The following is an 18,250-nucleotide window of genomic DNA, read 5'->3' as shown; positions in this document are numbered from 1 at the left end:
TGCACTACATTTGGCTCTGCTACCTGGGATATCGGGCAAGAGTACCGCGGTGTAAAAAAACGCCCTAACGACGCGTGGCAAAACTCCGGTTTCGGCTTGTATATGACTAGCCGTATTTGCCGTGCCGGCGGTAGCTTTTTTATAGCCAGCGATGGTGCCGGACTCCTGCTCGATCACACGGGCAAACATGATCGGTTGACTTCTTACCAGGGAACAGCTTTGCGGCTGCGATTCAATACCCAGACGCTGACCAACTACGACGAAATGCTGGCGAGGTTTCGCCGGGAAGGTTTTGCCGCAGCTAAGCAGTTTTCCGGCGATCAAGCTGTTGAGCCGTCGATAGCGTGCGGATTCCACGGGCATCCGGCCACCCATTCCATGAACATCCGGCCACTGATTCCACGATGATCCGGCCACCCGTTCCACGGCCATCCGGCCACCCACAAGGCAGGCAGCAACGCAGGATTAATTCACTACCATCGACCTCTTTTATCGAAGCAGAGAGGTCGTCGTGGAGCGGTTATCCATGCGTAAAATTAAGGAAGTGCTACGTCTCAAGTTTGAGGTCGGCCTATCTGCTCGCCAGATCGCTGTCAGCTTGCAGGTGGGTCGCGCAACTATCGGTGAGTACCTCAATCGCTTTGCTGCCAGCGGGCTGACTTGGCCGTGTGCGGCGAGCGAGGCGCAGTTGCAGCAGCGTCTTTTTCCGCCACCACCCGACGTCCCCAGCGATCAACGTCCGATGCCGGACTGGACTCATGTCCACGCAGAGTTGCGCCGCCCCGGCGTAACCCTGGCCCTGCTTTGGCAAGAATATCGACTCGCCCATCCGCAAGGCTTCCAATACAGCTGGTTCTGCGAGCACTACCGGCTCTGGGCCGCCAAGGTCGACGTGGTCATGCGCCAGGAACATCGCGCCGGCGAAAAGCTGTTCGTCGATTACGCGGGTCAGACCGTGCCGATCATCGACCGGCGAACCGGAGAGATCCGCCAGGCCCAGATCTTCGTCGCCGTCCTCGGCGCCTCCAGCTACACCTTCGCCGAGGCGACCTGGTCGCAGAAACTGCCCGACTGGCTGGGCTCGCATGCCCGCTGTTTTGCTTTTTCGGCGGCACCGCACAGATCCTGGTGCCCGACAATCTGCGCAGTGGCGTGACCAAGGCGCACCGTTACGAGCCCGATATCAACCCCAGCTACCGCGATCTGGCCGAGCACTACGGCGTCGCCGTATTGCCCGCTCGCTCACGAAAACCCAAGGACAAAGCCAAGGTCGAAGTCGGTGTTCAAGTGGTCGAGCGCTGGATCCTGGCGGTGCTGCGCAATCGGCAGTTCTTTTCGCTGGGTGAACTCAACACCGCCATCGGACTGCTGCTGGATCGCCTCAATCAGAAGCCCTTCAAGAAACTGCCCGGCTCACGCCGCTCGGCCTTCGAGACCATCGACCAACCCGCGCTGCAACCGCTACCAGAACATCCGTATGTCTACGCCGAATGGAAAAAGGTGCGAGTCCACATCGACTACCACGTCGAAGTCGACGGCCATTTTTACTCCGTGCCGTACCAACTGGTGAAACACCAACTCGAAGTACGCCTGACCGCGCAGACCGTCGAGTGCTTCCACGCCAACCAGCGCGTGGCCAGCCATCTGCGCTCGCCGCACAAAGGCCGCCACACTACCCACACCGAGCACATGCCCAAAAGTCACCGCGAACACGCCGAGTGGACGCCCCAGCGGCTGATCCGCTGGGCTGAGCAGACGGGCCCGAATACGGCCGGTGTCATCGCCTACATCCTCGAACGCCGAATCCATCCGCAGCATGGCTTCCGCGCCTGTCTGGGCATCCTGCGCTTGAGCAAACAGCACGGCGAAGAGCGGCTGGAAGCCGCTTGCCAACGTGCGCTGGCCCTAGGCGCATGCAGTTACAAGAGCCTCGAATCGATCCTGCGCCAAGGCCTGGAACGGCTACCTCTTGCCCAGCAAAACCTGCCGTTACTGCCCGATGAACATATCAATCTGCGCGGCCCTGGCTACTACCACTGACTGAAAAAGGAGCACGAACATGCTGCCTAACCCGACCCTCGACAAGCTGCAAATCCTACGCCTGCACGGCATGATCAAGGCGCTTGGCGAACAACACGCAACGCCCGACATCAACGATCTCAGCTTCGACGAACGCCTCGGCCTGATGGTCGACCGCGAGCTGACCGAGCGCGAAGACGCCCGCCTGACGACTCGCCTCAAAGCCGCACGACTGCGCCATAACGCCTGCCTGGAAGACATCGATTACCGCAGCCCTCGTGGCCTGGACAAGGCGCTGATCCTGCAACTGGGTAGCGGCCAGTGGCTGCGCGATGGCCTGAACCTGATCATCGGCGGGCCGACGGGCGTAGGCAAAACCTGGCTCGCCTGCGCGCTGGCTCATAAAGCTTGCCGCGACGGTTACAGCGTGCGCTATCTGCGCCTGCCGCGCTTGATGGAAGAACTGGGCCTGGCACACGGCGACGGCCGCTTCGCCAAGCTAATGGCCGGCTACGCCAAGACCGACCTGCTGATCCTGGATGACTGGGGCTTGGCGCCGTTTACCGCTGCTCAGCGGCGCGACATGCTTGAACTGCTGGACGACCGCTACGGCAACCGCTCGACGCTGGTAACCAGCCAGATGCCGGTGGACAAATGGCACGCACTGATCGGCGATCCGACCCTGGGCGATGCGATCCTCGACCGGCTGGTACATAACGCTTATCGGATCGAACTGAAGGGCGAATCGATGCGCAGACGCGCAACGAAATTGACGGCGACAGAGACTTCAGACTAACAATGCAAGCCTGCGTCGCTGCGCTCCGACTGCCCGGCCGGATGAGCGTGGAATAGGTGGCCGGATGTTGGTGGGCTGGGTGGCCGGATGGCGTGGAATGCGCAGATAGCGTCCACCATGCTTGCCCGAGACTTCCAGAGCTGATCTACCGATACGTATCCAACTGACTCGGTGTCCCGCGTTGGTGATTGTGAGCCACCTACGGCACGGCTGGATTGCTGGCGCTTACATGAGGTCCTGCACCGAAGGTCATCCATGGAGAGCTGATCATAACCAAAATGAGCAGGCCAGTGACCTCCGTGAGCTTTTAGAGGATCATCAACTCTGCCTGCTTACGTGGCGAATTAGAGGGGGGCGCCTTCCGCAGATTCGGCTATCTCGAAATTAGTTCTCCTGATAGCTGCGTTCAATCAATGCTTTGGCCCTTTCCAAGTCGGCCTGGGTGCGCAGGCTCAGTTCCAAATCGCCGGTGCCCCAGTGACCGATGAAGCGCACATCTCGGCTGAAGTCCTCGATAAGCTCGACCGAATCGGGATTGAGTTTGAGGTAAAGCTGCAGCCGCTTAGACTGCACCACTACGCTCGCGAAGTTCTTCAGGCGGCGAAATGCCAGGTAGAGCTTAAGGGGCTTTTCTTGTACATCATCGCCGAGGGAATGCAGGTAGCTGGTCGTTTGCTCGAAAAGCGCAGCGATTTCCGACGGGGCTTGGGCTAGTTGCTCCTGCCAAGTCTTGTCCTTACTGATAGATGCAGGTTTATCTGCGCCACTGTCCACAGACTTAGCTGTAGCGGAGGTATCCGCCACGCTCACCACATTGACCAGCTCAAGCAGAAGCAGATCATCTCCAAATAGCTTGTAGCGGATAAGCTCAATGTTGCGTTGAATCAGCTGTACGGCATGCTGGTCGTAGCGGGTGAAGTCTGCGGCTATACATAACAGTCGTGTGCCGCTCCACTCAATTTGCTCTGCCGCATCCTTACCTAGTTTTTCCATCACCAGCCAGCGAAACTCAGCCTGGTGATCCAGCAACCAGTCGAGATAGAACAGTCCCTGATTGATCACATTTTCGTTACTGTGGCGCTTGTATTCGATAATCACCGGGCACCCGTTCTCGTCCAGACCTAGAGAGTCGATACGGCCCTTATGGGTCTTACCTGTGGTGTACTCAGTCGCAATAAATCGCACCCCTAGGAAGGTCTCCATCTGGGATTCGATTAAGTTTTGTAGGTGCTTTTCTACCGCGACCGCACGCCCCGGCAACTCACAGGCAATGCCTGCGCCACCCAAGCGAAAAAGCTGTATGTCACTCATCCCACCATCCTTGATAACAACGTGCCTGTCATGATTTGACTAAACAGTGCTGAAGCATTTTCAATCATCGCGCCCCTTGCCTGATTTTCAGCTAACGTGCTTGCGTAAGCTAGCCCTATGGGAATGCAAACCCTGCGGAAGGTCAGAATTAGGGGGGCCGTAGGTCCGCGAGGTTTGGGAAGTGCTTCTGCTCAGCGGAAATGGACGCTCTAAATTGATCAATCCATACTTGGCCAAGGTAACCGTGTTGCACTCAGAGTCTGCAACCGCCGCCATTATGAATTTCGTTCCGTTGCCATGTGCACACCACCACAAAAAAACAACCATCACGGCAACAGTTCAATATTTATCAATAAACTCAACCGGATTTAGTACAGCCCAACCCTCAATGGCAGGGGCGTCGGCAACATACATAGCTATACGCTGCTCGGGCCATGCAGCCGCAACCTCTGTGACCACCAGTTCCTGGGCATTCATGACTTCGTAACCAATCACAGGAACCCCAAAACCTTTGTGCCGACCGTGCATAAGCCCGCCATGCACTGCAAGATCGGCTAGTGCCAGAGCCTGCTTCCAGTCGCCAGCAACGATGCTCTGCTCACGACGCAAACGATTAAGTATCTGCATGTTTTGAGTCGAGATAAACATGTGATCGTGCAGCGGCTGTTTACGGTGACAGTCAGCACAGAGGGGGCGAAGGTTTACCGTGCTGTTGTCCTGTTTTACGCCGTTGATGTGATGAACGTGCAGTAAGTGACGATGCTCTGTGAGGCTCACAGCACACGCCTCGCAAGTGAATCCACAACGCCGCCTCACATCCGCAGAAATTTCAGCCCAGTCCTTGGTGTAATCATTCCCGAGAGCACGCTGCGTCAAGCTGCGCGGTAGGTGGCGAAAGCTCGTACTGTAAGTTTCAAAGAATTTGCCAATCTCAAACCCATTCCAGATAGTCGAGCGTGTGCCCTCATGGCAGTAATTCTGGTAATTGAGCTTTTCTAGGCAGTTTTTACATACAAGCAGACGAGAATCCAGTTCCTCACGAACACCACGGCTGCTTTTGCCACTAATCGGGAAAATCCCGCTCAAATTATTAGTAACCACATAGCGTTCAAAGCGTCCTTTGCTGCGCATGTCGTTCAGCGTTTTGCAGTCCGCCACATGGAAACGCTTACCTTTATCTGGAGACAGCTGCACTACGTCCACTGGGGCGAATTGGTCAGGGATGTACAGCAACACCTGACGGCCATCGACACTCAGCAGCCCGTTAATGACATTCAAATCGTCGAGCTGAACCTCGCGCCCCTCCAACAGCGCGATATCGATAGGGTCAAGCTGTGCGGCCGCCGTCCAATCGAAATCAACGGTCTCCGCATTTAGCCGTTTGACCTGAGCCCATAGCCCGGAAAAATCAATGTTGATTTCCATCGAGTCTCTCAATGATTGTGCGGATCTGCAGCTCGGAGTTAGTGATCACCCGAAAGTTAACGCGTCGGGAGCGTGCGGCGTCTTCAGCGGTGCTACTTGCATCCACAAGGCGCCTTGACGAGGAGTAACCTACTGCCGCAAAGCTCGAACGGACCCAGTCCCTATCTGCTCCAGATGTCAACTTCGATAGTACGTACTGCAGCACCGAGCGCGTCCGATCCTGTGACAGCGCCATGTTCGGAAAATAGGCTTCATCACCATGCAGCGTTCCCCAATCACTGCTGGTATGCCCTTCGATACGAATCTCATCAATCGCCCCCCTGTAGCGGGAAAGCACAGCCACATAACGTGGAAAGAAGTCGGAGAGCATTGCTTGGAACTGTGTACTTAGCTCCGGCGAGCCTGAGCGAAACAGTACCTCGGGATTGTTGAAGATCACTTGCAGAGTGTTGCGATCTATCGACGCATTCCAGCGTGGGAGGTCACTCCTAAACTCATTGTTTAGGTCATTGTATATTGCTACTTGCGTGTCCTTATAGGCGACCGCGATCTCCTTGATGTTTTCTCGCTCGACCTGCACGTAGTACATGTAGGCAACAGCGATGAACAAGAACATCATCATTAGTCCGGACATCAAATCGGAAATGCCAATCCAGTGCTCGGCATCCTCCTTTTTCGAGTGCCGACTGCGGAACACATTGTCCAGAGAGCTCATTACGAACGCACCCTGCTAACCAGTTCTGCATGATCATCAGCAATCCGGCGAGAGATAGTGGCCAGGGCCGATCCCATTTCCCTGAAGACTTTCTCTAACTCACGCCCGATGGCTTGATCCATAGCATTAAGCTGCGCTTGCAGAGATGCGTTAGCCCGCTCGGTGGCCTCTCTGACCTGAGCTTCCACGGACCCCATAGTGCGGTTAGCAGAGCCTTGAATCAGCGATTCAGTCTGGCTGAGGTTGCCCTCTACGGTTGAGCGCAACGTATTCATCGCGGCATCAACTGTCGATGTAAGACTGTCTTGAATCTTACCGGTCGCTTGTTTAAATGTTTCCGTCAATGAGCCAGACGCCTGCTCGATCGCCAGCCCCATTTGCTGCTCCAGCGCCTTCGAATTATGCAGCATGCTTTCTAGGGTGCCACGCACAGAGGAACCGAACTCCTGCGCTGCATCCTTCATATTCTCGTTGATCTGTTCCGTTTGGCTGCTGATCACATGCGAGGCCTCGGTCAAGGCTGTATTGGTGAGATCAACCGAGCGTCCGAACTCCATTGAACCCTCGTGCATGGTAGATATGACGCCCTGCATGCCATCTGAGAGCGCCTTAGAGAGAGTATCCATATGCTGTTGCAGTTCTGGCACCGCGCTCGTGGCTTTATCGCGCATAGCAATGAACACATCCAGATGTCGTTGCAGTTCCTGAATTTGGTGCTGATTGACCTGCAGTACTGGCTCTAGCTGGCCGATAGCCGTTGGAATACTCTGGCAGTGATTATCAATTGAGCCAATGGATTGTTCAGATGTCGTCAACGAACGGCTGATAGCCTCATTAGCTGTAGCAGTACGTTCAAGTTCACGGACAGCCATTTCGATACGTGCCTCCAACACTTCTACATGCTGCTTGTACTGCTCTTGCCAGTCCACCATCTTGCCGACAGACTCATTAAGCGCCTTGAAGTTGTCGCCAAACTGCTCCACCAAGTGCTTATTGAAGTCCTGTATCACTTGTCGAAGTGCATTGATCACCGTCTCTGTGGCAGATTGCGCCAGCATCTCGCTAAACAGAACCAAGTGTTTAAAAAGCTTGTCCTGAAACTCGTGTTGTCCACGATCCAAGCCATTCCGGAAGTCGCCCATATCTGATCGCAATAACTTCAGTTGCCCCGCTACCGAGCCTTCCTCACTGCCCGCGAGGGAGTGATTAAGCGCCTCTAACAGCTTTTCCTGTCGGCTCATTACGCCGTAGATATGCTCAGGTGTAACTAAGTCAGGCTGCTCTGCCTTCCCGCGCGCGGGCTCAAACCACCAAGCATCCAAAGCCTTCAGCACAATTGATAGCGTCATGCCGACCAGGCTTGTGATAAATGCGGTTTTCAGACCATCGAGCAGGTCTTCAATGCTGCTCTTGATGTCGTGTGCATTGAAGTCTAGCAAACCGATAACGATACCTATAAAGGTACCCAGAATGCCCAGCGATACCAGTACAGCGGGTGCATGTTCGACAAAAAAGCCGTGCTTGCCAGTTTTGCCTTGGATGATTGCCATGGCAAAGATTGCCAACATTACCCAGATGAACAACTCAGTCATGGTGCCCGCTGAGGCGGATCTCAGGGCACCCTCAAGGTATTGGCTAATCATTTGCAAACTCCAGAATCAGGCACGGAAGAAAGTCCAGGGGGAGATGTCGCGCACTCGAAAAAAGCCCAGGCTATGCGGCAGTCGGCTTCTCGGTTGGCGAGCGTGAAGGGGGCGGTGTAGCGAATGGTGCGGTCAGCCGAATACGATTTTAGTAGGCCGATCCGTTGCATCAGCGGGATAAACAAGGGCAGCGTGCCCAGGACCTGCGCAATGAGGGGGGTGATATCCATTTCCTGACCTTCAGTCCTGAGTTAACGAATATTACCGAAAAGAAGCGTAAGTTGTTGGGGCTGATTGAAAACTGACCCAGGCAAGCAATGAACCTCATACCGGTAACCAGCGCCTATGATGGACGCGATGCAGGGTCTGTGGTTGAGATTCAACGCGCACCCTTTTTCCTTTGGGTCACTTAGTACAGGTTGTTTTGCTATGGCTGGAAGGCACCATCGGCACGGACGGCAGACATTTGCCATCCCAAATCAAGCTCACTGGTGTATGGGCTGAAGTGTGGGCTGAGTAAAACTCTGAATAAAAATTCTTATTTTACAAATACTTAGCGCATTAAAAAGCCGGCTTGTGGCCGGCTTCTCGGGGACCGCCTCAGCTTGTTTTTGACAAACCTCACCAGCCTTCAAATCGCTCAGCCAACATCGCGTCTGGCTGAATAGTCAGGGCATCCGCGGGCGTTTTTCCGCATCGCCTGGCAGGGTGAATGGCCTAAAACCAGCCCCTGCCAAATGTGCGGCGCATGATACCCATATTCACCTCAGTTGCCCACCTCCGTATCCGATTTAGAGCCTTCCCAGCCCAGCAGGTGTTCATCCAGCGGCACGGGTGGGCGGCGGTTGTTGAGGGTGGACCACCAGAACACCCAGCCGACGATCTGGAAGTTCTGTTCGAAGCGTTGATCGAAGGTCAGGTATTCGTCGGGGTGTTCGCCGGCGTTGTGGCTGCGCATGCGCAGGCCGCCGCCGGGGCGGTTGTAGAGGTATTTGATGCGCAGCATGTCGTCGTGTTCGACGGCGTAGATTTCGCCGTCGACGATTTGGGTGCGGCCGCGGTCGATGGCGAGGGTGGCGCCTTGTTGGATGATGTCGACCATGCTGTTATCGACCATGTAGGCGCCGAGGGCGCGGTCGGGGTTTACGTTTAAGGTGTCGAGGGTGTGACGGGAGAGGCGGATGCGTTCGGTTGAGGTGAAGGACGGATGGAGGGTGATCTCCACATCGATTGTTTCCGGGGAACGGGCGGGGCCTGTGAGGTATTTGCCGCTTTCTTCGCGGGTGGGCAATGCTTTCCTTGCATCTTGAGCGTCCAACAGGAAGTTGGCCGGTGGGTGTTTAGGGCCTACACCGGCGTGCAGCCAGCGGCTGGAGACGCACAGCAGTTCTGCGATTTCGTTGAGTCGGCCCATGGGAACACCGCGTTTGAACCAGTTGTTCACGTGCTGAGGCGTGACGCCGCGGTTCTTGGCGAAGTCGGAAGCGGAAAGATGAACTTCCCGTAATAGCGCTTTTAAGCGATCACCTGATGTATTCATAAACGCTGAGTTTACTGGCCGGGAAAATAGATCAAATAAACTATGCGTTCAATTGCCGGTGTAGGTTTTTACTTAGTTGTAGCCTGATCTTTCGTTGGCGCTGCTTAGTTCAACATAGAGTGTTAATAATTGAACTTGGTGTTTAAGTTTTTCCACAAAAAAAGCCCTGAATGATCGGGGCTTTTTGATTGCCGCAGCAATGAGGAGCCGGTATCAGCCTTTGTAGGCGGCGACCGACTTCATGATCTCGGCGCGGGCGGCGTCTGCGTTGCCCCAACCGTCGATCTTCACCCATTTGCCTTTTTCGAGGTCTTTGTAGTTCTCGAAGAAGTGCTTGATCTGTTCCAGCAGCAGTGGCGGCAGATCGGTGTATTCCTTCACGTCCACGTACAGCTGGGACAGCTTGTCGTGGGGCACTGCGATGACTTTGGCATCGCCGCCGCCGTCGTCGGTCATGTTCAGGATGCCGACTGGACGCGCGCGGATAACCGAGCCTGGAGTAACCGGGTAAGGGGTTACGACCAGCACGTCGAGGGGGTCGCCGTCGTCAGCCAGGGTGTTGGGGATGAAACCGTAGTTGGCCGGGTAGAACATCGGGGTGGCCATGAACCGGTCAACGAACAGGCAGTCGCTGTCTTTGTCGATTTCGTATTTGATCGGCGCGTGGTTGGCCGGAATCTCGATGGCGACGTAGATGTCGTTCGGCAGGTCTTTGCCAGCCGGAATCTTGCTGTAGCTCATTGGGCGTTGCCCCCGTAGTTGGCCATGTACATGGCCGGATTGGCCTAAAAGTGGCGGCGATTATAGGCATATTCTGACGCCGATGCCATGCACCAGACGTCGTACAGTCATTCGCCTTGTGGCTGATAACGCGGGTCGTGCGCTTGCAGCTGCGCGAGGCGGGCCAGAGGGTCCTGGCGGTAAAAATGACTGAGTTGGGCGTACACCTGTGGATAACTTTCCACCAATAAATCTGGCGCGCTGAAAAAATATTCGCTGGTGACCGCGAAAAATTCCGCCGGGTTTTCGGCGGCGTAGGGGTCGATGGCGGTTTCGGCGTCGGGGTTGGCGTCCAGTTGACGGTTAAGCTCATCGTAGGCGCCTTGCATCACGCGGGCCCAGTCTTGCACGCGCATGTCGTGGTGCAGGGGCGGCAGGCCGTTGGCGTCGCCGTTGAGCATGTCGAGCTTGTGCGCCAGTTCGTGGATCACCAGGTTGTAGCCTTCCCAGTTGCCGCTGGCCAGCACGCCGGGCCAGGCGAGGATCACCGGGCCTTGTTGCCAGGCTTCGCCGCTGTGCTCGCCGTCCCACTCGTGCTCGACGCCACTGGCATCGCGATGACGTTGCGGGCTGAGGAAGTCGTCGGGGTACAGCACGATCTCGTGGAAGCCCTGATACCAGTCGAGGTCGCCGAGGTTCATCAGTGGCAGTTGCGCCTGGGCGGCGAGCAGCAGGCGTTGTTCCTGGTGCAGCTCGACGCCGGGCAGGGCGGTGAGGTGTTTTTCGGCGAGAAACACCACGCAGGCTTCGCGCAGCCACTGGTCTTGCTCGGCGCTGATGCCGTCGAGGAAGGTCAGGTGCTCGCGCACCCGCTGCCAGGTGTCATCGGCAATCGGGTGCCTGGCCAACAGGCGCCGGCGACGCCAGGCGCTGAGGGACCACATCGCAGGTTACTGCGACTTGGCTTCGGTGGACGTGCGACCAAAGCGGCTGCGGAACACGCTGATGATCATCGGCACCAGCGACAGCAGGATGATGAACACCACCAGCAGCGAGAGGTTTTTCTTGATGAACGGCACGTTGCCGAAGAAGTAACCCAGGGTTACCAGGCCGCCAACCCAGAAGACGGTGCCCAGCACGCTGAAGCCGAAGAAGCGCGGGTAGGGCATTTTCGCGATACCGGCGACGAACGGCGCAAAGGTGCGCAGGATCGGCAGGAAACGCGCCAGGGTCACGGTTTTGCCGCCGTGCTTGTCGTAGAAGTCGTGGGTTTTTTGCAGGTAGTCGCGGCGGAAGATTTTCGAGTTCGGGTTGCTGAACAAGCGTTCGCCGGCTGTTCGCCCGATCACATAGTTGGTGCTATCGCCGAGGATCGCCGCCAACATCAATAGACCGGCGAGCAAGACCGGGTCCATGCCGCCACCCGCCGCCACCGCGCCGGCAATGAACAGTAATGAATCACCCGGCAGGAACGGCATGACCACCAGGCCGGTTTCGCAAAAGATTACAAGGAACAGAATGGCGTAGATCCACAGACCGTAATTTTTTACCAGCAGGTCGAGGTAGACGTCGAGATGCAGGATAAGGTCAAGCGGGTTGAAATCCATGGATGGCACCTGTGTGAATGGCCCGACTCAGCAGGCCTGTGCGGAGGCTCGGGTAATAAGGCTACAAGTATTTGTCGCGCTTCTTACAATCCTGAAAGGTCGGCATTATACGGATTGAGAAGTGAAAAGAGTGTGTGGGTTTTGTAGCGGGTGATGTCATGGCACTCGGCTCCCAGAGCACCACAGAACCAAATGTGGGAGGGGGCTTGCCCCCGATCGGGTCGTGCCAGTTATAAATAGTCTGACTGGTCCACGGCTATCGGGAGCAAGCTCCTCCCACAGGGACTTTGGGGGGGCTTGGGGATGGGGTCAGTCTTCGCTGATCGGCAACACGTAGTTCTTGAACTCGCTGTCTTCGCGAAAACCCATCGACTCATACGTCTTCTGCGCCACGTTATTGTTGCTGCTGGTCGACACCCGCAGCCGCACCGCATGGGTTTCCTTGGCCATCTTCTTCGCCGCGCGCATCAGGTTGTCCGCCACCAGTTGCCGGCGCGCGTCTTCGGCGACGTAGATGTCGTTGAGGATCCACACCCGTTTGAGCGACAACGAAGAAAAGCTCGGGTACAGCTGACAGAACCCGAGCAAGCGCTTGTCGTCGTCATCGGCCAGGGCCAGGTAGATCACCGATTCCTTGCGGCGCAGGCGTTTTTCCAGGAACGCCCGCGAAGAGTCCGGGAACGGCAGCGCCCCGTAGAACTCGCGGTATTTGACGAATAACGGGGTCAACAGGTCCAGGTGTTCCAGGGTCGCTTGAGTGATCCGCATGCCAGGCCTCAACTTCCAGATGGTATATGACCACGCGAGCGGCCGTGACTCGATGCTGCCTAAAGACGCGAAAAAGCGCAATCGTGCGGGGATCAGTCGGTGGGCGGGCTGAGCAGGAAATTGCCTTTCACCAAGTCCGGGTCATCTGACTCGATGGTCTGAACCTGCGCCTCATCCTTGAGGTTGACCCCCGACAACTGCCGACGGCAGGCCTCGCGCATCAAGTACAGCAGGCGGTGGGCTGCCATGCCATAACTCAAACCCTCCAGGCGCACGTTGGAGATGCAGTTGCGGTACGCATCGGTGAGGCCAACCTTGGGGTTGTAGGTGAAATACAGGCCCAGGCTGTCCGGCGAACTGAGCCCCGGTCGTTCACCGATGAGGATCACCACCATCTTGGCGCCGAGTAGCTGGCCAATCTCATCGGCCACCGCGACGCGGCCCTGTTCCACCAGGATCACCGGTGACAAGGACCAGCCTTCGGCGTGGGTCTGTTCCTCCATGCGCGTGAGAAACGGCAACGTGTGTTTATGTACCGCCAGCGCCGACAGACCATCGGCCACCACCACGGCCAGGTCGATGCCGCCCGGGTTGGCCGCCGCATGGTCGCGCAGGGCCTGGGCCGACTCATCGCTCAGGCGCCGCCCCAGGTCCGGGCGTTGCAGGTAGCTGTGGCGGTCGACGGCGGCGCTGTGCAGCAACAGGCTGTCACGCCCGCGTTCGGCGAGCTGAGTGCTGAGGCCGACGTGGTCGAAGGGCAGGTGGACCGCGTCCCGCGCCTGGGCGTGGGCAAATTGGAAGTCCAACTGTGCGCTGGTGGGGATGCTGGTGCCAGTACGGCCCAGGGCGATGCGCGCCGGGGTCAGGCGACGCAGTTCCAGCCACGGGTTTTCGGGTAAGTCTGGTTGCACGGGCGGCTCCTTCATCCCAATTGCGCCAAGGCGTGGCGAAACGCCGGTGGCAGGCTGTTGCCGAAGCGCACTTTGCCGTCGGCTTGCGTGAAAATGCCCATGTTCGCCAGCCACTGTTCAAACTCCGGCGCCGGCTTTAAACCCAATGTCTGGCGGGCGTACAGGGCGTCGTGGAACGAGGTGGTCTGGTAGTTGAGCATGATGTCGTCGGAACCGGGAATGCCCATGATGAAGTTGATCCCGGCCACGCCCAGCAGGGTCAGCAGGGTGTCCATGTCGTCCTGGTCGGCTTCGGCGTGGTTGGTGTAGCAGATGTCGCAACCCATCGGCACCCCCAGCAGCTTGCCGCAGAAGTGGTCTTCGAGGCCGGCGCGGATGATCTGTTTGCCGTTGTACAGGTACTCGGGGCCGATAAAACCGACCACGGTGTTCACCAGAAACGGCTTGAAGTGCCGGGCCACGGCGTAGGCGCGGGTTTCACAGGTTTGCTGGTCGACGCCGAAGTGCGCGTTGGCCGACAAGGCGCTGCCCTGGCCGGTTTCGAAATACATCAGGTTTTGCCCGAGGGTGCCACGGTTCAGGCTCAGGCCTGCTTCGTAGCCCTCCTGCAGCACGCTCAGGCTGATGCCGAAACTGGCGTTGGCCGCCTCGGTGCCGGCGATCGACTGGAACACCAGATCCAGCGGCACGCCACGGTTGATGGCTTCGATGGAGGTGGTGACGTGGGTCAGCACGCAGGCCTGGGTGGGGATTTCGTAACGCTGGATGATCGCGTCGAGCATCTCCAGCATCGCGCAGATCGAGGCGATGCTGTCGGTGGCCGGGTTGATGCCGATCATGGCGTCGCCGTTGCCGTACAACAGGCCGTCGAGAATGCTCGCCGCGATGCCCGCCGGTTCGTCGGTGGGGTGGTTCGGTTGCAGGCGGGTCGACAAGCGGCCGCGCAGGCCCATGGTGCCGCGAAACCGGGTGACCACGCGGATCTTCTGCGCGACCAGCACCAGGTCTTGCACGCGCATGATCTTCGACACGGCGGCGGCCATTTCTGGTGTCAGCCCTGGCGCCAAGGCGCGTAGGGATTGTTCATCGGCTGCGTCACTGAGCAGCCAGTCGCGCAGGCCGCCGACGGTCAGGTGGCTGACGGCGGTAAACGCCTGTTTATCGTGGGTGTCGATGATCAGTCGGGTGACTTCGTCGCTTTCATAGGGAATCAGCGCCTCTTGCAGGAAGTGCTTCAGCGGGATATTCGCCAAGGCCATTTGCGCCGCCACCCGCTCGCCATCGTTCTGTGCGGCGACGCCAGCGAGGAAGTCGCCTGAACGGGCGGGGCTGGCCTTGGCCATCACGTCCTTGAGGCTGTCGAAGCGGTAGGTCGATGCGCCCACCGCGTGGGAAAAACTTGCCATACAGTGTCTCCTTGATGACGCGGGCAAATATGGGTAAGGCGCCCGCGTCGAGGTTTACGGCAGTCAGTGCAAGGCGGCCTCTGCGGCCTGGATCGCCGCGAACTCTTCTTCCGGCGTGCCTGCTACCAAGTGATGCCGGCTGTAGAAAGCAAAGTAAGCAATTAATACTCCATAGATGATTGCAGCGCCAATCACCACTCGCGGGTCGACCAGAAAGCCCGCCACCACGGCCACGCAGGCCAATACCAGGGCCACGCCGGAGGTAAAGATGCCGCCCGGCGTGCGGTACGGACGATCCATTTTGGGGCGACGGATGCGCAGGGTGATGTGCGCGGCCATCATCAGCACGTAGGAAATGGTCGCGCCAAACACCGCCACCAGAATCAGCAGGTCGCCCTGGCCGGTCAGCGACAGGCCGAAACCGATAATGCCGGGGATCACCAGCGCCAGGACCGGCGCCTTGCTTTTGTTGGTCTGGGACAGTTTGCGCGGCAGGTAGCCGGCGCGGGACAACGCGAAGATCTGCCGCGAATAGGCGTAGATAATCGAGAAAAAGCTGGCGATCAAGCCCGCCAGGCCGACCAGGTTGACGAAGCTGCCCATCCACGTCGAGCCGCCGTAAGACAGCGCCAACGCTTCAACCAGCGGGTTGCCGGACTTGATCAGCGCGTAGGTGCCGGCGCCGCCCGGTGCAATCACCAGGATCAGCAGGGCAAAACTGGTCAGCACCACAATGGCGCCGATCAGGCCGCGAGGCAGGTCGCGCTTCGGGTTCTTGGTTTCTTCGGCCGCCAGCGGCACGCCTTCTACCGCCAGGAAGAACCAGATCGCATAGGGAATCGCTGCCCACACGCCGACGTAGCCGAATGGCAGGAAGGTGCTGGCGCCCTTGGCGTCGGTCACCGGGATGTCGAGCAGGTTGGCGACGTTGAAGTGCGGCACCATCGACACCAGGAACACGCCCAGTGCAATGGCGGCGACGGCGGTGATGACAAACATCAGCTTCAAGGCTTCACCCACGCCAAAGATATGGATGCCGATGAAGATGATGTAGAACGCCAGGTAAATCATCCAGCCGCCGATGCCGAACAACGACTCGCAATAGGCGCCGATGAACACCGCGATGGCGGCGGGGGCGATGGCGTATTCGATCAGGATCGCGGTGCCCGTCAGGAACCCGCCCCAAGGGCCAAAGGCGCTGCGGGCAAAACCGTAGCCACCGCCGGCAGTAGGGATCATGGAAGACAGTTCGGCCAGGGAAAAGCACATGCACAGGTACATGGTGGCCATCAGCAATGTGGCGAGGAACATGCCGCCCCAGCCACCCTGGGCCAGGCCGAAGTTCCAGCCGGCGTAGTCGCCGGAGATCACGTAGGCAACGCCAAGGCCGACCAGCAGCACCCAGCCGGCGGCGCCTTTTTTCAGTTCGCGTTGTTGGAAGTATTGGGAATCGACTTTTTCGAAGTCGACGGAGGATCCAGTGGGTTCGCTAGGCATGGGAAAGTACCTTTCATTCTTATTGTTTTGGTCCCGACAAGTTGTCGCCGGGTAATGTAGGAGCGAGCTTGCTCGCGAAAAACTTCAGAGCACCGCGCAGAGCCAGGCTATCCGCGTAATCGTTGAGGTTCTTCGCGAGCAAGCTCGCTCCTACGGGGGCGGTTATCGCCCCGGCGGTGTTGGGTTAGAAGAAGCCCAATGGATTGATGTCGTAGCTCACCAGCAGGTTCTTGGTCTGCTGGTAGTGATCCAACATCATCTTGTGGGTTTCACGACCGACGCCGGACTTCTTGTAACCGCCAAACGCGGCATGTGCCGGGTACAGGTGGTAGCAGTTGGTCCACACGCGGCCCGCCTTGATCGCCCGGCCCATGCGGTAGGCGCGGTTGATGTCGCGGGTCCACAGGCCGGCGCCGAGGCCGAACTCGGTGTCGTTGGCGATCGCCAGGGCTTCGGCTTCATCCTTGAAGGTGGTGATGCTCACCACCGGGCCGAAAATTTCTTCCTGGAACACCCGCATCTTGTTGGTGCCCTTGAGCAGGGTCGGCTGGATGTAATAGCCGGTGGCCAGATCACCTGTCAGCTTCTCGACCTTGCCGCCGGCCAGCAACTCGGCGCCTTCGCCCTTGGCGATTTCCAGGTACGACAGGATCTTGTCGAACTGCTGCTCGGACGCCTGGGCGCCGACCATGGTGTCGGTGTCCAGCGGGTCGCCACGCTTGATCGACGCGACCTTCTTCATCACCACTTTCATGAAGTCGTCGTAGATAGACTCTTCCACCAGCGCACGGGATGGGCAGGTACACACTTCGCCCTGGTTGAAGAACGCCAGCACCAAGCCTTCGGCGGCTTTCTCGATGAATTGCGGTTCGGCTTTCATGATGTCGGCGAAGAAGATGTTCGGCGACTTGCCACCCAGTTCAACGGTGGACGGAATGATGTTCTCGGCCGCGCAATGCATGATGTGCGCGCCCACCGGGGTAGAGCCGGTGAAGGCGATCTTGGCGATGCGCTTGCTGGTGGCCAGGGCTTCGCCAGCTTCTTTGCCGAAACCGTGTACCACGTTCAGCACGCCCGGCGGCAGCAGGTCGCCGATGACTTCCATCAGCACGTTGATGCCCAGCGGGGTTTGCTCGGCCGGCTTGAGCACCACGCAGTTGCCGGCGGCCAGGGCCGGGGCGAGTTTCCAGGCGGCCATCAGCAGCGGGAAGTTCCACGGGATGATCTGGCCGACCACGCCCAGGGGCTCATGGAAGTGATAGGCGGCGGTGTGTTCGTTGATTTCGGCGCTGCTGCCTTCCTGGGCGCGGATGCAACCGGCGAAGTAGCGGAAGTGGTCGGCGGCCAGCGGGATGTCGGCGTTGAGGGTTTCCCGCACGGCCTTGCCGTTGTCCCAGGTTTCGGTGATGGCCAGCAGTTCGAGGTTCTGTTCGATACGGTCGGCGATCTTCAGCAGCACCAGCGAGCGGTCCTGGGCAGAGGTTTTGCCCCAGGCGTCGGCGGCGGCATGCGCGGCGTCCAGCGCCTTGTCGATGTCTTTGGCGGTGGAGCGCGGGAATTCGGCGATGGGCTTGCCGTTGACCGGGGAAGTGTTGGTGAAGTAGTTGCCATCGATCGGCGCCACGAATTCGCCGCCGATGTAGTTGCCGTACTTGGCCTTGAACGAAACGATGGCGCCTTCAGTACCGGGGTGTGCGTAACGCATGGTGGGTATCTCCTGGCTTTTTATGTTTATTGGAGTGCAGCGCGGCAAGCGCTTGATAAAGCGTAGAGCAAAGGTCGGGCCACTGCCTTGCAAGCCAGTTAAATCAGGGGGTTGGCGAGAGCCAAAAAGTGCGGCTGTGCCAGCCTTGGTACAGTCTGTGTGACAGTTTGTGCCATGCACGGTACAA

At 58.2% G+C, this 18,250-nt stretch carries 16 protein-coding genes and 1 pseudogene; 3 read left to right on the top strand and 14 right to left on the bottom strand.

All coding sequences use genetic code 11. The features are described 5' to 3' along the window. Nucleotides 1-102 precede the first annotated feature (102 nt). The 3 genes and pseudogenes from RGV59_RS02090 to istB all read left to right on the top strand — a co-directional run bounded on the left by RGV59_RS02090 (nucleotide 103) and on the right by istB (nucleotide 2,815). Entirely contained in the window at nucleotides 103-408 is a 306-nt protein-coding gene (locus tag RGV59_RS02090) for a hypothetical protein (RefSeq protein ID WP_322246852.1), read from the top strand. A gap of 118 nt (nucleotides 409-526) precedes the next feature. Then, nucleotides 527-2,040, top strand: a pseudogene (gene istA / locus RGV59_RS02085) (IS21 family transposase). Nucleotides 2,041-2,059: 19 nt separating this feature from the next. Beyond that, nucleotides 2,060-2,815, top strand: coding sequence for an IS21-like element ISPsy14 family helper ATPase IstB (istB, locus tag RGV59_RS02080; protein ID WP_057711072.1), 756 nt, complete (start codon nucleotides 2,060-2,062; stop codon nucleotides 2,813-2,815). Nucleotides 2,816-3,199: 384 nt separating this feature from the next. Here istB and RGV59_RS02075 read toward each other — a convergent pair whose 3' ends face one another. The 14 genes from RGV59_RS02075 to RGV59_RS02005 all read right to left on the bottom strand — a co-directional run bounded on the left by RGV59_RS02075 (nucleotide 3,200) and on the right by RGV59_RS02005 (nucleotide 18,063). Continuing rightward, nucleotides 3,200-4,126 (bottom strand): DUF5655 domain-containing protein, encoded by a 927-nt coding sequence (locus RGV59_RS02075; RefSeq protein ID WP_115146491.1) that lies wholly within the window; start codon nucleotides 4,124-4,126, stop codon nucleotides 3,200-3,202. Nucleotides 4,127-4,465: 339 nt separating this feature from the next. Then, nucleotides 4,466-5,551: an HNH endonuclease gene (locus RGV59_RS02070; protein ID WP_126586265.1), complete on the bottom strand. Its 1,086-nt coding sequence runs from the start codon at nucleotides 5,549-5,551 to the stop codon at nucleotides 4,466-4,468. After that, nucleotides 5,535-6,266, bottom strand: coding sequence for an OmpA family protein (locus RGV59_RS02065; protein WP_126586263.1), 732 nt, complete (start codon nucleotides 6,264-6,266; stop codon nucleotides 5,535-5,537). Before RGV59_RS02065 ends, RGV59_RS02070 begins: the two co-directional genes overlap by 17 nt. Next, nucleotides 6,266-7,858 carry a hypothetical protein gene (locus tag RGV59_RS02060; RefSeq protein WP_260473889.1) on the bottom strand — a complete coding sequence of 531 codons (1,593 nt, stop codon included), beginning with the start codon at nucleotides 7,856-7,858 and terminating at the stop codon, nucleotides 6,266-6,268. The genes RGV59_RS02065 and RGV59_RS02060 overlap by 1 nt, the downstream gene beginning before the upstream one ends. Before the next feature lie 47 nt (nucleotides 7,859-7,905). Continuing rightward, a complete protein-coding gene (locus RGV59_RS02055; protein WP_260473888.1) occupies nucleotides 7,906-8,139 on the bottom strand; it encodes a hypothetical protein in 234 nt (77 codons plus the stop codon). Between the two features lie 536 nt (nucleotides 8,140-8,675). Further along, a complete protein-coding gene (locus RGV59_RS02050) occupies nucleotides 8,676-9,449 on the bottom strand; it encodes a LexA family transcriptional regulator (RefSeq protein WP_079444786.1) in 774 nt (257 codons plus the stop codon). 213 nt (nucleotides 9,450-9,662) lie between these two features. Beyond that, nucleotides 9,663-10,190, bottom strand: coding sequence for an inorganic diphosphatase (gene ppa, locus RGV59_RS02045; protein ID WP_003176323.1), 528 nt, complete (start codon nucleotides 10,188-10,190; stop codon nucleotides 9,663-9,665). Nucleotides 10,191-10,297: 107 nt separating this feature from the next. Then, the gene (locus RGV59_RS02040; RefSeq protein WP_017848367.1) at nucleotides 10,298-11,113 is read right to left on the bottom strand and encodes a zinc-dependent peptidase; all 816 of its coding nucleotides are present in this window, start codon (nucleotides 11,111-11,113) and stop codon (nucleotides 10,298-10,300) included. 6 nt (nucleotides 11,114-11,119) lie between these two features. Continuing rightward, nucleotides 11,120-11,776, bottom strand: coding sequence for a DedA family protein (locus tag RGV59_RS02035; protein WP_017848366.1), 657 nt, complete (start codon nucleotides 11,774-11,776; stop codon nucleotides 11,120-11,122). Between the two features lie 309 nt (nucleotides 11,777-12,085). Then, nucleotides 12,086-12,544 (bottom strand): GNAT family N-acetyltransferase, encoded by a 459-nt coding sequence (locus RGV59_RS02030; protein ID WP_017848365.1) that lies wholly within the window; start codon nucleotides 12,542-12,544, stop codon nucleotides 12,086-12,088. A 92-nt stretch (nucleotides 12,545-12,636) separates the two neighbouring features. Continuing rightward, nucleotides 12,637-13,470, bottom strand: a complete 834-nt coding sequence (eutC, locus tag RGV59_RS02025; RefSeq protein ID WP_017848364.1) for an ethanolamine ammonia-lyase subunit EutC — start codon at nucleotides 13,468-13,470, stop codon at nucleotides 12,637-12,639. Next, on the bottom strand, nucleotides 13,467-14,861 hold the full coding sequence (locus RGV59_RS02020; RefSeq protein WP_017848363.1) for an ethanolamine ammonia-lyase subunit EutB: 1,395 nt from the start codon (nucleotides 14,859-14,861) through the stop codon (nucleotides 13,467-13,469). Before RGV59_RS02020 ends, eutC begins: the two co-directional genes overlap by 4 nt. Nucleotides 14,862-14,924: 63 nt before the next feature. Further along, complete coding sequence (eat, locus tag RGV59_RS02015; protein WP_017848362.1) at nucleotides 14,925-16,358, bottom strand: ethanolamine permease; 1,434 nt, start codon at nucleotides 16,356-16,358, stop codon at nucleotides 14,925-14,927. Nucleotides 16,359-16,542: 184 nt separating this feature from the next. Next, nucleotides 16,543-18,063, bottom strand: a complete 1,521-nt coding sequence (locus RGV59_RS02005; RefSeq protein ID WP_017848361.1) for an aldehyde dehydrogenase family protein — start codon at nucleotides 18,061-18,063, stop codon at nucleotides 16,543-16,545. Between the last annotated feature and the right edge of the window lie 187 nt (nucleotides 18,064-18,250).

This window comes from Pseudomonas sp. FG1 (assembly GCF_034313875.1).
GTDB classification, from domain to species: Bacteria; Pseudomonadota; Gammaproteobacteria; order Pseudomonadales; family Pseudomonadaceae; genus Aquipseudomonas; species Aquipseudomonas veronii.
Note: the sequence above shows the minus strand (reverse complement) of the source record. Positions and strands in the feature narration are given on the sequence as shown.